The organism is Nostoc sp., assembly GCF_036916735.1.
Lineage (GTDB): Bacteria > Cyanobacteriota > Cyanobacteriia > Cyanobacteriales > Nostocaceae > Nostoc.
This window is the reverse complement of sequence record NZ_JBALFV010000001.1, coordinates 1-13145: the sequence shown is the minus strand read 5'-3', so window position 1 is coordinate 13145 and position 13145 is coordinate 1. Positions and strand designations below refer to the sequence as shown.

The following is a 13145-nucleotide window of genomic DNA, read 5'->3' as shown; positions in this document are numbered from 1 at the left end:
CGGCGAAGGTTATTGAACAGGCAAAAACACAACCTCATTTTATCTATAGCTAAAAAAGTAAACTCTTTGTCATATAAAACTTTACTTTTTTTACATATAAATAAAGTAAAGAGCTACAGGCTTAAGTAACTGGAGTTTAGACTAAGCCATCCAAAAATACCCAGCAGTGCTGAGTTAATGAGAGACGTAATGATATTATGAATAATCTTGAGTATTAAACCGCAACTGATGGTTATTTACGTGGTGGAGTTACTGTTTTTTTAACAATTGGGGATCGGTTTTTACGGTGACGCTTTTTTCCTGTTTGCCAGCCAGGGGACTTTCCACGAGGTTTGGGTGCGCTTGTTGGAGTACCAATCACCGCAAAAACTCCTCCCATAGCTTGAGCAACTCGCCCAGGGGTGAATTTATCGGAGGACTTCTGCCAAGGTAAAGGATTATCAGTCACGATATCACGGGCTAACCACAATTCCCAAGTCATGAGGGGCATCACGTCACTCCACCGTTCACACTGCTTAGGAGTACTAAACTTGGGCACAGTCCAATGTAAACTTGCTTTAAAAAACGATACCAGTGGTCAACGGTAAAACGACGCAAGTAAAGTCGCCAAACCTCTTCTAAGGGAGGCATTTCTTCCCCTACCTTATATCTTGCATCTCTAAGGATAAACCACTAGAACACAAATAGGAGCGTAAAAAAGTAACTCCAGAAGTGAGAATATATCTAAGCAAATTAAAGTAATTTTACTAACTAAATAGATAGTGATATTACGTAAATAACTCAGGAATGGGCGATCACTAAATTGAAACAGAAGTGAGATTTGCACACAAGCACAGAAATATGAGAAAAAAGGCGTGAAAAAACATAATGAAAAGCAAGAAAAATGATCTCAATTCTTGCCCACGCCCAAGGGCTAGTTTACACTCTGGTGTTGTGTGTGACTAATGTTAAGTTATGTGTCAAGGCAATCATAGCTATTTGAAAATCATTGGGGCCTATTGAAGTACCGTTTGCTGCTAATTCTGCACGAATTCTACCGTAGGTGAGGGCAGTAATATCATCAAAAGGCAGAGAAACAAACAAAGTGAGAAACTGCTGTTGTCGAGCTAAAGTAATTTGGGGATTATTGCAATTCAAAAGCTCCATAAAACAACTCTGCCTTCACTACTCAACAGACAGCAATATCTTCTACATTTGTTGACTGTAAATGTTCTCGAATTAAGAGCGACCTACCGTTGAGATAACGAGCGCAAACATTGATATCTAATAAATACCTCACAGAATTTCTTCCCTTGTCTCAAAATCACCTTCAGAATCGATAACAATTGAATCGTCTTGACAGCTACCACAAGTCTGCTCAAAAAAGTTGGGTGGCCATCCTAATTCTTCTGGTGTTTTTGTGGTTGTTGACGGTTTTAGTTGTTGATAAATCACCATTACTTCTATTTCTTTGTCTGTTATTCCTAATGGGATATCAAGGTGTAAAATCCCATCAGACCCCACATGAGTGTTTAGTTTGATACTTTGCATCACTGTTTTCTCTCACTTATTGATTCATTTAAAATTGCCTGCCACTTCATTAATACCGTACTCTTTCTCAATCACACCCAACAACTTCTCCTCCACAGCCGTCAAATACGGTCGCTTCAGTTCCCCCAGATGCTTCAGCACAGCACTTGGGGCATCTTCCAAGTTCTCGTTTTCCCGTAACCTACTGATGCATAGGCTAGCAAGAACCGTAGGCATCGCTAATCTGCTGCATCTGCTGCATGATATAAGACTTGCAATTAACACCCCCAATCACCAAACCGTAAACAAAACTGATTAGAGGTTGAAAAAAACCGATAATGCTTAGTCTTCGACCCCGAGGCTTCGTCTGAACAAGCGCGTTTTTGCTCACCCCGTTGGTAATAGCTGTAACTTGGCTCACTCCATGCACAAAACCCTGATTCTTCTATTTACTTGAGGTCTATTTCTCCTGTAGCAGCAGCTAATTCCAACATATCTAGGTCAGCTTGCTTCTCTTGTCGTACTACAGGGTCTTGTTTTCCTTTATGACTCTTCCTGACTCGCTTCCATATGACCCCCTTTTTTTTAGCACCCGTCTTAACCTGTCAGGACTTAATTTAATAGAGCGATCGCTTCCTCCGGAGTGGAGCATCATCACTCGTTTTTGTCCAACTTCAGAAAATCGCGTTGCTCCCAATGCCACCTGCTTTACGGACTGCATCTATATATTCACTTGGCAGAGAAAATAGTAATGCTGCAAGGCGACCGTAAGTTGTAATCCCAATCAATGGGTTTCGAGATTTTCTACTCATCTTGATGCTATTTCTCAATTTTGGATAAAGTCGAGCCGAGAAGAAACGGTTCTTCGGCGAATGCATAATTCCTCAATAAACCTCTGTTAAATGCAAGAGCGTTGGCTCAATAACACTCCTAAACCGAAACCAAAAATTTAAGTGAATATCAAAATTAGTGTACTAAAGTATACCTTAAGCATCACCCTTGAGGCAGATTTTGGTGCCCGAAAATAGCACTTATAGCAAATTGACAACTGAAGTTACTGAAAAAATTGATTTAAATAGTAAAAGTTATGGCAAATATAATTGGAACCAAAGGTAATGATACGCTAGTGGGCAGCGAGTTAGCCGACATGATTAACGGTCTTGCAGGCAACGATACTATCATAGCTACCAATGGCAACGACATTTTGACTGGTGGTGGTGGCAAGGATCAGTTTAAATTCATGAACGTGTTCAACGGCACTGATAACATCACCGATTTCGGTGGTGTTGGTAAAGGAACAAAACCGACAGCAGCAGTCATTGCCGAAGTGGACACCCTAAAATTCGAGGGCTATGACTTCTTTCGTGCCGAAAATTTGCTGCTTACCCAGAATGGCAGCAATCTGGAAATTGCGTTTGAAGGAGTAGGTGAAACCATAGTCATTCTGCAAAACTTCAAATTAGAAAACTTGGAAAACCAGAAAGCTTCTGGAGCAACACCAGCGATTGGCAATATCTTGTTTAATGGGCAAACTAGTATCACCGATAGCTTTGATGTCTTTGATGCCAATTCCACTGAAACTAAGCTGAGGATCAAAAACACGGTAACCTTCCTCAATGACCTATCCAACAACATCACGGGTTTAGACGACTCAAATGATGTGGTTAATGGTCAGGGTGGTAATGACAAAATCGACGGCAAAAGTGGCAACGACTTGCTGCGGGGTGGTACGGGAAATGATACTCTCATCGGTGGTGCAGGGAAAGATACCCTAATTGGTAATACGGGCAATAACTCCCTCGTTGGTGGTACTGGTGACGATGTATTGAATGCTGAGGATTCAACAGGCAATAGCACCCTTAACGGTGGTGCTGGTAACGATTACTTAAGTGTTGAGGGTTCAACAGGCAATAACCTGCTTTATGGTGGGGATGGCGATGACAGCTTTTCTTTGAGGGCTTCATCTACTGCCCCCTCTTTTTTAGTAACTCAAACGATAGATGGAGGGAAAGGTGATGATTTTTTACAAGCGTATTATACCAATGCTACGGGGAGAATGACTTCGACATTCAATGCAACCACTAACATTGGTTCGATTACAGCAGGCACGAATCGGGTTAACTACAAAAATATCGAACGATTAGAGATCAGAGGTACAACCTACGATGACTTGATTGTGGGGACTAATGGCAACGATATGCTCTATGGGGGTAGTAGTGGAAATGATCCGACCTATGGCAATGATACGATTTTTGGCAGTGAAGGTAACGATGACTTGAATGTTGATTATTCAACAAGCAATAACATCCTTAATGGTGGCGCTGGTAACGATCAATTGAGTGCTACTTCTTCAACAGGTAATAACCTGCTCTCTGGGGACGATGGCAATGATAATCTCTCGACTTCTGGGACTCACATCGACTACGACGGAGGAAATACCAATGCCGCCTCTGGCAATAACACCCTCAACGGTGGCGCTGGTGACGATAACTTAAGTGCTGATTATTCAACAGGCGATAACCTACTCTCTGGGGGCGATGGCAATGATTCTCTTAGTACCTCTAGCTACGCTTCTGACAGGTACGGATTTGACACCTCTGGCAATAACACCCTCGATGGTGGTGCTGGTGACGATACCTTAAGTGCTAACTATTCAACAGGCCATAACCTGTTGTTTGGAGGCGATGGCAATGATTCTCTCTTTGTCTCTAGCTACTACGACTACTCTGGAAAGTTTGATGGCGCGTTTGGCAATAACCTACTTTCTGGAGGGGATGGCAATGATTCCTTCTCTTTGGTTATATATACTTCCCCCTCTGACTTAGTAACTCAAACAGTAGATGGAGGGACAGGTGACGATTTATTGCAAGTATCGTATATCTATCCTACTGGGGGAATTACTTCGACATTCGATGCTGCTACTAACACTGGCTCGATTACAGCAGGCACGAATCAGGTTACTTACAAGAATATCGAAGGATTAAATATCTCAGGTACAGAGTACGATGACTTGATTGTGGGGAGCAGTGGCAATGATACAATAGATGGGAGCGGTAGTGGAAATGATACAATAGATGGTGGTGCTGGTGACGATTATTTATCGTTTTCTTACTATAGTGCAACCCAGAGCATCACTTCGACATTCGATGCTACTACTAACACTGGCTCGATAACAGCAGGCACGAGTCACGTTACTTACAAGAATATCGAAGGATTAAATATTTATGGTACAGAGTACGATGATTATATAGTGGGGAGCAATGGCAACGATTCGCTCCACGGGGGTAATAGCGGCAACGATACCATCGATGGAGGTGCTGGTGACGATTTATTATTGTTGTATAACTATACTACTAGCAACGGAATTACTTCGACATTCGATGCTGCTACTAACACTGGCTCGATAACAGCAGGCACGAGTCACGTTACTTACAAGAATATCGAACAATTAAATATCTCAGGTACAGAGTACGATGATTATATAGTGGGGAGCAATGGTAACGATACTATAAATGGAACAGATGGAAATAATACGATTTTTGGCGGTGCAGGTAAGGATTTCTTGAGTGCTGACTATTCAAATGGTAATAATTTGCTCTCTGGCGGTGATGGGAATGATTCTCTTAGTAGCTTTGGAAACTACAACGACTACCGAGGCGATTTCTCTCTTGATGCTATCTCTGGCAAGAACACCCTTGATGGTGGCGCTGGTGATGATAACTTAGTTACTAACTATTCATCAGGGAATAACCTACTGTCTGGGGGCGATGGGAATGATTCTCTTAGTGCCTCTGGTTCAGCCTCTTTATACTCTTCATACGGAGTTTATACTGTTTCTGGCAATAACACGCTCAACGGTGGTGCTGGTAATGATCGCTTGAGTGTTGACTATTCAACAGGCGATAATATCCTCTCTGGTGGCGATGGTAACGATACTCTCACAGCTTCTGGTGCGTCTGGTAAGAACACACTCATTGGTGGCGCTGGCAATGATCTCCTCACAGGTGGCAAAGGTAATGATAGCTTAATTGGAGGAACTGGTACTGACACCTTTGCTTTCAATAGTTTCAATGAAGGCATTGATACTATTTATGACTTTAACGCAACCACGACTAATGAACTGATTCAAGTATCGGCTGCTGGTTTTGGTGGCGGGTTATCATTAGGTACACTCTCAGCTAATCAGTTTACCCTTGGAGCATCTGCAACGACTAACCAAGAGCGATTTATCTACAACACTGCTACAGGTGGACTGTTCTTTGACCTTGATGGCAGTGCGTCTGGGTTTACTCAGGTAAAATTTGCACAATTATCTGCTGGATTGTCAGTAAGCAAAAACAATTTTGTGGTTGTTTAATCTTTCATTAGCGTGATTCAAGTCGCCAACTAGTACGATTTGCGGGGTGCTATTTTTAGCATCTCGCATCTGTTTTGCTCCCGACGCAAGTCGTTTCGATAAGCGATCTCGCCAAAAGCAACTTTCTCAGGGAGCAATGCGATTTTGTTAACGTGAGTTCGACGGATTTTAGGGGCTACAAGCCCTGTAAATAAAAGATTATTTCAGCTAAGGCTGAAAGAAACTCTTAGCCATTAGTTGAGAATAAAGTCAATAATTGACAGATTCAAGAGTTATATCATGTCCGGGTAATGACTTACGATTAAACACCAATTTGAAGCCACCAATGAAAACCAGTTAAGCCACGAATTAACTCTGTCTGTTGGAGTAAAGATTGACACCGATGAAATAAGACATTCTCTAAATCATTGAGTGTCTCAAAAGAGCGATTAGCAATTGGTTCGCAATGCCTATCATTCGGTGAAACCCTTATTTTTAGCTAAAGACGCAGTATAAGCTGTGACACTACCACCTGTAATCACCAAAATTAACGCTGCTAGAACAAGTGGTGTCCAACCACCCCAAACGAACAGTATCAAGCTAAGTCCAGATAAAAAACCGAGTGCAGTAACCACTGCTATTCCTAATTGCAAAGGATTGCAAATACGCCACGCTAGTATTCCACCCAAAACAGACCAACTCCAAATCCATAAAGCTTCGCTCCAAGTGGGTCAAACCCATAATAGGGGTCGTCCATCTAAAACTGCACTCAGAATTTGACTAACCATGTGAGCATGAACAACTACCCCAGGTATTGTGCGATAGAATTTTTGTCTAGTACTGTAAGGAGTAGGAAAATAATCACCAGCGCTTTGAGCCGTAATGCCAATAATAATTATCCGATCCTTCACTATCTCCGGCTTGACTTTACCTGTTAGTATATCTTTTAACGTCACTTGTTCGGCAACTTTTAAAGAATCAGAAGAACGGTAATTAAGCAATATTTGGTAACTTAAATCATCTATTTGTTGATAGCCGCTCATATGCGATCGCCAACGCTTAACACAACTTTACCAATCTGCAATTCCTTTGTTCGGGTATACTTAGGATAAATTCCTAGAGAGTTGAGATAATTAAATGCCAACTGAGCGCTAAAAGCGTAGCGAGTAGTACAAACAGATGTGTAATCTGGTTTCATAGCTATAAAATGGCAACGCACAATTCCATCTGGATCTTCCAGAAAATCACTAAATCCTTAACGTTCTACAGGAATTTCTGGAGGAGGTGAAACGCCTGGTTGATTTATTTTTGGTTCACTAGCTTTGCAAATAGCTATTAAGCTACTATCTCGCCGCATCCAAGTGGCTAAATCTGCGTTGCTGGGATCTACGGAAAAATCACGATAGATATCTAAACCAATAGTTCGTGCTTTGAATTGTCTAAGTTTTTGCAAAGCTAAAGCCAGTGCTTGATCCGATAGTGAACCTTTTCTATGTTCCTGTTCTGGAAGCTTAAAATCATCTTCAGTGATAGTCACCAGCAAAATCCGCGGATCTGTGCCTTCATGCGGACGCAACTGCATTAAATGGTCGAAAGCTTGCAACTCCCATGTTTGTAACATTCCCAATTGTCGGACTCCGATTACCAAAGCTGTTACAACTACACTCAAAATAGTTATTATTTGAAGATGGCGTTTGCTCGGCAAGATTTGATGAGAGTTTCTATTTTCCAACAAACCAATTTGAAGCTTTCCTTTTTCCAACTCAAGGCTTGCAGTTAAAAATTTATAGTCCTGGTTACTCAAACTCTTACCTTCTGCCCATGCCTGGGCAGACTGCAAAGTTTGCCCCCACAAAAGATGGGATTCATCTTGATAATTCGTTGCCACCCATGCTTTTAGCTCTAATCCATTTGGTCGCAAGTCAATAACGCTTTCTCAATCCAAGTTTGATTAAAAACAGATGCATAAATGGGATTGTAGACCTTTAACAAACCTTGTTGTTTCACTACCAACCCTGATAACCGCAATTCCATTTGTTCAGGACTAGCATCTGCTGTTATTTCACCCTTCAATAAAATTTGCTGATACAGTTCCACGAGGTGCCCAGGGCGCTGTTCGCTTCTAAGTATGCGATCGCGAATTGTCTTTATATGTTCCGGTTCATCTTAAGATTCCCAATTCTCGATTACTCTTGAGCATACTATGTTTTCAACACACTTGGCCTCATCACCTACTATAATTGGTAAGTCAGACGAAACAACCAGCTTGCAAAGCTTTTGGGTAAGAAAGGGTTGACCACCTGTCCAAGCTAATATCTCTGTTAAGATTATTTCAGGGTTAAAAACTTTTCTCACTAATCCTTGAGCTAATGGCTGTGCTTCATGTTTTTGAAAGCCACTAAGTTGAATTGCCCGACCAATGTTAAATGGGGTGCGATTTTTGTCTCGAATCAAATCGTAAGGTGTGGCTACTCCTAGCAATGCAAAGGTAAGACGTTGGTATGCAGGGTTGTCAGACCTTTTGTTATAACAAGCTCTTAACAGTGCTAAAAAATCATCTTTGAAATTTAATTTCAGGATGCTATCAATCTGGAGTTTAGACTAGTTCCCGGTGCGAAACTGCTGAAAAAATCAAATATAAAACTTTGCTAATAATCAATAGTTGACGTATACAGATATTGATTATTAATCAAGCTAATTTTAATTATTTATCTTGTTATGTTTGATAGTGTAATCTTTAATTATACTCAAAATTAATTAATAGTAATAATTTCAAAAAAAGATGTAATAATTTATTTTGCTTTTGAGAGTGCCTCGACTAATAATAGTTAAATTATGAGCAATAATTCCCCAGCCAACTCAACGACAAAATCCCAACTCTCCCCTATATAAACAACGTTGTAAGCCAAAACATCGTTTCAAGAAACTGATACGTCCTTCTACTCCATTATGCCAGCGCTTTTTGAAAATTTCTTTTTTTTTCATGCTTGATTCTTTCTTTACTTCGATAACCGCCCTTGGGTAAGATGACTTCTTTGACTCCTAATAATTGAGCATAGTTTTCGTTTGTTTGAGAGTAAACACCTCTATCTGTAGTTACGACTTTTGGTAATGAACCAAAGTTTTCTACATGTTTGTTAAGACTTGGGATTAATTGTTGAGTATCGTGAGGATTACCCTTTAGAATCCGATAATTGCTTACAATTCCACCATCAACTTCATCTAACCAAACTTTATGTCCAAACTCCACATCTACATTGATTTTACCTCAACATATTATATCTGTATGAGATTCAAATATACTGACAATTTTCGAGGTAGCAGGTACTTTCTCACAATTGAAAATTCGTCTTTGAGTTTGTTCAATTACTTGTAATACACGAGGGAGGAAAATTTCAAATCGTTGAAGGAAATGATGATATTCTAGTAAATTTGAATCCCCAATAACTAACTTCACTTTTTGAGCCTGTTTCCAGCTAGCTTTAGCAATCTCAATCAATTTAGAGTAGGCTTTTTCTCTTTTTTGACGACCGGATTGATTTCGCGTTTTAGATAAACTATCAATTTCTCTAGAAATTCTTCTAGCTGTGCGATGACGATTCCTAAAAATACTTAAGTTAATATTTTTTGAATATCGCAATAAAATTTATTTCGCTTGCGATAAAAGCCGACTGATTACCTTAACTCCATCTACTAATAAACTGTTATCAGAGGAAAAGTGAATATTAGTAGCCACGACTGTACCATCTGTTCTTATCTTTTTACCCTGAGTTACTTGTAACTGAATTGCTATTTGAGTTAAACGTTGGTTAAATTGTAACAAAGTTTCTTGACGAATTTGATTTGACCAACGAATTAAAGTACTTTTATTGGGAAGAGGATTAAAATAAATTCTACAAAATTTTCTTAAAACTAAACTTTCGTGAACGTTTGAAATAGTTTTTGCATAGCTTAAGCCCCGCAGGTGCTTCAATGCTAGCATTCTTAATATTACTTCAACCGGAGTTAAATTTATCCCTGTTTTATTTGTATTAGGATAACGCTTTGATAAATCGGATTCTACTAACCGAAACAATTGTTCATCCGAAAGGATTTTATCTATTTTAAAAATCAACTCATCCATTTCTCCTATTAACTCAATTAAAATGCTAAGTTCTTTATTAAATTCATATTTTCTACGTAACATCAGATATTGATTGAGCCTGCAAAGAAAGTACTACTCAAAAACATACTTAAGAATGATTAACTATTAAAATTTACTCAAAAATAATTGAAAAAAATTTTATCTTTTATTGAAATTTATTCATCTTTTTTATCCTCAGAGACTCGAAGAAGAGAAAATCGCGATCGCTAATTTATTTTATAAGAGCGAACGCCGACAAGACCCTATCAAAAACTCCTCCCATAGCTTGAGCAACTCGCCCAGGGGTGAATTTATCGGAGGACTTCTGCCAAGGTAAAGGATTATCAGTCACGATATCACGGGCTAACCACAATTCCCAAGTCATGAGGGGCATCACGTCACTCCACCGTTCACACTGCTTAGGAGTACTAAACTTGGGCACAGTCCAATGTAAACTTGCTTTAAAAAACGATACCAGTGGTCAACGGTAAAACGACGCAAGTAAAGTCGCCAAACCTCTTCTAAGAGAGGCATTTCTTCCCCTACCCAAGCTAACCAGATTTGAAAAAGCATGATGCCAACCAGGTAATACATGCAGCGTATAAAACTCTTTGAATGTCCTATAGCCCGAACCGTGAAAGGCGTTCGCCCTTGGCGTTGGCGAAGCCATCGCAATCGTCATCACCTCTGATAGATGCATACGGGAAGTGCTGCGACGCTCTCCAGTCATTGACGGTAGCTGCGGTACTTGTTCCCATATTCTCTCCCATGACGAACAGAAATCTTCTCTCGAATAAGACGAGTCTAAGACAAAATAGGCAATTGTGGTAGAATCGGCGAAAGCAAAATTAAAAACGCTTGCTGCATTTGCGTTTGCAGTTTTTTGAGGAGAGGATGCAGGATAAAAATTGCAATTTACTTCAGAATTAAAAAATTTGTTGCTTTAGAACGGCTTGACCCTCAACTGTGTCCGATTCGTCCTTGCATCTATCATCTACAGGTGAGTCATGCAGCAGGTTGAATGGCTTGCCCTTCAGGTGTGGGATGTTCTCAAGCAGGCTGCAACCGAACCCGAAGATGCAGATTTGGCGCTACTGTGGCTTGAAGTTGAGGCAGCGATCGTGGATTTGGATTGTTCGAGTCAACTGAGCGTGGTAGGGGAAGCGATCGCACAAATTACCGATGTGTTTGAAGCGCGCTCGCAATTGACGTTCGAGTCGATCCAAGCAACGACGAGCCATGATGGTCCAGTTATGCCGTCAGATGCCTTTGATCGCTATGTGCGGCAAACAATGCAAATTGACTTTGAGCAGTACATCGAGCCGTTAATTAATTTACCGCGTAAAGCACCCCAATTCAGTGACGTTGACGATACACAATCAATTGTTGCTCCAGTTGATCGACACGCCTTAATCGATGCGTTGGCGAAGACAGAACTCATTGACCCAGAAGTGGCATATCGACAAGCGATCGCCGCTTCAAACGAAGAGGATGTTCGAGAGTGGGGGGCAGCGATCACAACGTGGTTGAATCAGCACAATCGGGCGGTACCATTGCTAAAGCTACAGCAATCGCTTTCGATGCCGCTGGTGAATGTTTGGCTAGGGTTACTGCTGAATGGATTCGTGCTCGAACAACGCGGGGAATTTTATCAAACCAAGCATGTTTGGGTTTTACGATAATGTCAGACTAAAATCACTCGGCACTCAGGCTGTTTTGGCTCTCTACATTCAGCCTCAAGAGCGATTTCTAACTCAAATCAGAAATAATTCTTCAATCTGATTCGAGGCTTCAGGACTTAAATCTCTAATTACCCAAATGCGATCGCTAAATTTTGTCAGATTTTTTTCACTATGGTTTCCAATTAAAATGGAGAAAATATTTGTTTCGAGATGCTGTTTGTGCTGGTTAAGTTTTGCTAGAACGTCTTGACTCATATCACACAAGGCATCTGTAATCAGAACAATATTGGCTTTGTGCAAGCTCTTGTTGTTGTCTATGCATTTAATAGCTTCTGTCAAAGCTGGTTCCCAATTTGTACCCCCACCACTGTAAAAACTCAGCATCAAGTCCAGAAATTTCCGGTAATCATGATGTTTTGGTGGAAAATCATCTGTCTGCCGAACCCTAGTATCAAAATGGATGACACGGAAGTGGCGCTTATCCTTGTGAGCAATTTGCAAGAGAACTGCTGTTACTGCTTTGGCCCAAGTATCAGGGAGTCCCGCCATCGAGCCAGAAGAATCCAGGCACACAATCAATGGCCCTTTAGACTTTTTCTCCTTGCCTACAATCTTGTACTGAAGTAGAGAATGCTCATAGTACCCTTTGGCGAACAACAGAAGCACCTTGGTCTAGTTGCTAGGTGAATCAGCGTCAGTTAGAGATCATGAATAAGTGTAGCCAGACGAGAATCAGTAGGGGCTTTAGTTTAATAATTGACGATTCTGGTCATAGAAAAAGTGCGGAGCCGGAGACGCTGCGACTTTCTCACAAGCTACTGATATTGACTATTTTATTACCAATGTCTCTTCATCAATTGTCACCCCAAAATGGATAGTTGACACCTATGGCTCAAGGAATTGGGTAGAAGTTTTTTATAGAGAAGCTCTCATGTTGGTTAGGGCTAAAAGAATATCAAGTTCGAGATAAAAGAAGTTTACTTCGACATTTTATTTTGGTTTTTTGTGCTTATACTTTTATTCTTTGGCATCAGATAACAGGAGGCTTGAGACGCAGGTGGGCAAACAAACCTTTGAACACTTTTCCTGAAGCTTTGTCAGCATTTAGAACGGCTATGTCTTATTGATTCTTCGATTGGTTGACCCTCAACCGTGACGTGTTTACCGCTTATAAAGCCAGTTTAGGATTTGGGCTTAATTTTTGTTTAAGTCCAGTTAACCCATAATATTGCCGCAACAGAGGCTGTAATACTCATTATTTCGTAAAGCGATCGCATCCTTTTTTGATACCTTGGAAGCATAAGCACGTTTTAACGGCAATCTTATCCTTCCACCAACAGTTTTTAAACTAAACGGTTTAGTTTGCACTTCATGACAGCTTCGCCAGTTCTACCCCCAATAGGCAGGGCTAATTCATTGTGATGAGAGAAAATTAGGGTAACCAGAAGTTAGCATACACAAAATTTTTTAGCGACTGATTTGATTTGTCCACTTT

The 13145-nt window shown here is 40.6% G+C and carries 15 protein-coding genes and 4 pseudogenes; 3 read left to right on the top strand and 16 right to left on the bottom strand.

Translation table 11 applies throughout. The features are described from left to right. Nucleotides 1–232: 232 nt before the first annotated feature. The 5 genes from V7L20_RS00100 to V7L20_RS00075 all read right to left on the bottom strand — a co-directional run bounded on the left by V7L20_RS00100 (nucleotide 233) and on the right by V7L20_RS00075 (nucleotide 2321). Entirely contained in the window at nucleotides 233–538 is a 306-nt protein-coding gene (locus V7L20_RS00100) for a hypothetical protein (RefSeq protein ID WP_334742099.1), read from the bottom strand. Between the two features lie 380 nt (nucleotides 539–918). Next, nucleotides 919–1146: a type II toxin-antitoxin system VapC family toxin gene (locus tag V7L20_RS00095; protein ID WP_334742098.1), complete on the bottom strand. Its 228-nt coding sequence runs from the start codon at nucleotides 1144–1146 to the stop codon at nucleotides 919–921. A gap of 129 nt (nucleotides 1147–1275) precedes the next feature. Then, nucleotides 1276–1530, bottom strand: a complete 255-nt coding sequence (locus V7L20_RS00090; RefSeq protein ID WP_334742097.1) for a hypothetical protein — start codon at nucleotides 1528–1530, stop codon at nucleotides 1276–1278. Between the two features lie 24 nt (nucleotides 1531–1554). After that, a complete protein-coding gene (locus V7L20_RS00085) occupies nucleotides 1555–1746 on the bottom strand; it encodes a hypothetical protein (protein WP_334742096.1) in 192 nt (63 codons plus the stop codon). A gap of 437 nt (nucleotides 1747–2183) precedes the next feature. After that, nucleotides 2184–2321 (bottom strand): hypothetical protein, encoded by a 138-nt coding sequence (locus tag V7L20_RS00075; RefSeq protein WP_334742269.1) that lies wholly within the window; start codon nucleotides 2319–2321, stop codon nucleotides 2184–2186. Nucleotides 2322–2596: 275 nt separating this feature from the next. On the opposite strand from V7L20_RS00075, the gene V7L20_RS00070 reads away from it, so the two are divergent. Next, nucleotides 2597–5866, top strand: a complete 3270-nt coding sequence (locus tag V7L20_RS00070) for a beta strand repeat-containing protein (protein ID WP_334742095.1) — start codon at nucleotides 2597–2599, stop codon at nucleotides 5864–5866. 452 nt (nucleotides 5867–6318) lie between these two features. Here V7L20_RS00070 and V7L20_RS00065 read toward each other — a convergent pair whose 3' ends face one another. The 9 genes and pseudogenes from V7L20_RS00065 to V7L20_RS00025 all read right to left on the bottom strand — a co-directional run. After that, nucleotides 6319–6534 carry a hypothetical protein gene (locus tag V7L20_RS00065; protein WP_334742094.1) on the bottom strand — a complete coding sequence of 72 codons (216 nt, stop codon included), beginning with the start codon at nucleotides 6532–6534 and terminating at the stop codon, nucleotides 6319–6321. Between the two features lie 42 nt (nucleotides 6535–6576). Next, nucleotides 6577–6888, bottom strand: a complete 312-nt coding sequence (locus tag V7L20_RS00060) for a CHASE2 domain-containing protein (RefSeq protein ID WP_334742093.1) — start codon at nucleotides 6886–6888, stop codon at nucleotides 6577–6579. Continuing rightward, nucleotides 6885–7043 (bottom strand): hypothetical protein, encoded by a 159-nt coding sequence (locus V7L20_RS00055; RefSeq protein ID WP_334742092.1) that lies wholly within the window; start codon nucleotides 7041–7043, stop codon nucleotides 6885–6887. Before V7L20_RS00055 ends, V7L20_RS00060 begins: the two co-directional genes overlap by 4 nt. Before the next feature lie 57 nt (nucleotides 7044–7100). Then, complete coding sequence (locus V7L20_RS00050; protein WP_334742091.1) at nucleotides 7101–7733, bottom strand: CHASE2 domain-containing protein; 633 nt, start codon at nucleotides 7731–7733, stop codon at nucleotides 7101–7103. A 14-nt stretch (nucleotides 7734–7747) separates the two neighbouring features. Further along, the gene (locus V7L20_RS00045) at nucleotides 7748–7942 is read right to left on the bottom strand and encodes a hypothetical protein (protein ID WP_334742090.1); all 195 of its coding nucleotides are present in this window, start codon (nucleotides 7940–7942) and stop codon (nucleotides 7748–7750) included. Between the two features lie 69 nt (nucleotides 7943–8011). Next, nucleotides 8012–8389: an AAA-like domain-containing protein gene (locus V7L20_RS00040; protein WP_334742261.1), complete on the bottom strand. Its 378-nt coding sequence runs from the start codon at nucleotides 8387–8389 to the stop codon at nucleotides 8012–8014. A 228-nt stretch (nucleotides 8390–8617) separates the two neighbouring features. Beyond that, a pseudogene (locus tag V7L20_RS00035) lies at nucleotides 8618–10031 on the bottom strand (ISNCY family transposase). 205 nt (nucleotides 10032–10236) lie between these two features. Further along, a pseudogene (locus V7L20_RS00030) lies at nucleotides 10237–10529 on the bottom strand (NF041680 family putative transposase); the annotation flags it as partial. Then, nucleotides 10510–10791, bottom strand: a pseudogene (locus tag V7L20_RS00025) (hypothetical protein); the annotation flags it as partial. The pseudogenes V7L20_RS00025 and V7L20_RS00030, both read right to left, overlap by 20 nt. A gap of 184 nt (nucleotides 10792–10975) precedes the next feature. Between V7L20_RS00025 and V7L20_RS00020 the strand changes: the two are divergent. After that, complete coding sequence (locus V7L20_RS00020) at nucleotides 10976–11650, top strand: hypothetical protein (RefSeq protein ID WP_334742089.1); 675 nt, start codon at nucleotides 10976–10978, stop codon at nucleotides 11648–11650. 72 nt (nucleotides 11651–11722) lie between these two features. On the opposite strand, the gene V7L20_RS00015 is transcribed toward V7L20_RS00020, so the two are convergent. Beyond that, on the bottom strand, nucleotides 11723–12316 hold the full coding sequence (locus V7L20_RS00015) for a vWA domain-containing protein (RefSeq protein WP_334742088.1): 594 nt from the start codon (nucleotides 12314–12316) through the stop codon (nucleotides 11723–11725). 127 nt (nucleotides 12317–12443) lie between these two features. Here V7L20_RS00015 and V7L20_RS00010 point away from each other — a divergent pair. Continuing rightward, nucleotides 12444–12876, top strand: a pseudogene (locus V7L20_RS00010) (IS701 family transposase); the annotation flags it as partial. On the opposite strand, the gene V7L20_RS00005 reads toward V7L20_RS00010, so the two are convergent. Then, nucleotides 12866–13018 (bottom strand): hypothetical protein, encoded by a 153-nt coding sequence (locus V7L20_RS00005; RefSeq protein WP_334742087.1) that lies wholly within the window; start codon nucleotides 13016–13018, stop codon nucleotides 12866–12868. The pseudogene V7L20_RS00010 and the gene V7L20_RS00005 sit on opposite strands and share 11 nt — an antisense overlap. Nucleotides 13019–13145: the final 127 nt, after the last annotated feature.

What these genes read in the sequence shown, in the direction of transcription:
- V7L20_RS00060 (WP_334742093.1), bottom strand. Translation starts at nt 6,888, where the DNA reads ATGAGCGGCTATCAACAAATAGATGATTTAAGTTACCAAATATTGCTT.
- V7L20_RS00075 (WP_334742269.1), bottom strand. Translation starts at nt 2,321, where the DNA reads ATGAGTAGAAAATCTCGAAACCCATTGATTGGGATTACAACTTACGGT.
- V7L20_RS00095 (WP_334742098.1), bottom strand. Translation starts at nt 1,146, where the DNA reads ATGGAGCTTTTGAATTGCAATAATCCCCAAATTACTTTAGCTCGACAA.
- V7L20_RS00090 (WP_334742097.1), bottom strand. Translation starts at nt 1,530, where the DNA reads ATGCAAAGTATCAAACTAAACACTCATGTGGGGTCTGATGGGATTTTA.
- V7L20_RS00085 (WP_334742096.1), bottom strand. Translation starts at nt 1,746, where the DNA reads ATGCCTACGGTTCTTGCTAGCCTATGCATCAGTAGGTTACGGGAAAAC.
- V7L20_RS00055 (WP_334742092.1), bottom strand. Translation starts at nt 7,043, where the DNA reads ATGAAACCAGATTACACATCTGTTTGTACTACTCGCTACGCTTTTAGC.
- V7L20_RS00020 (WP_334742089.1), top strand. Translation starts at nt 10,976, where the DNA reads ATGCAGCAGGTTGAATGGCTTGCCCTTCAGGTGTGGGATGTTCTCAAG.
- V7L20_RS00070 (WP_334742095.1), top strand. Translation starts at nt 2,597, where the DNA reads ATGGCAAATATAATTGGAACCAAAGGTAATGATACGCTAGTGGGCAGC.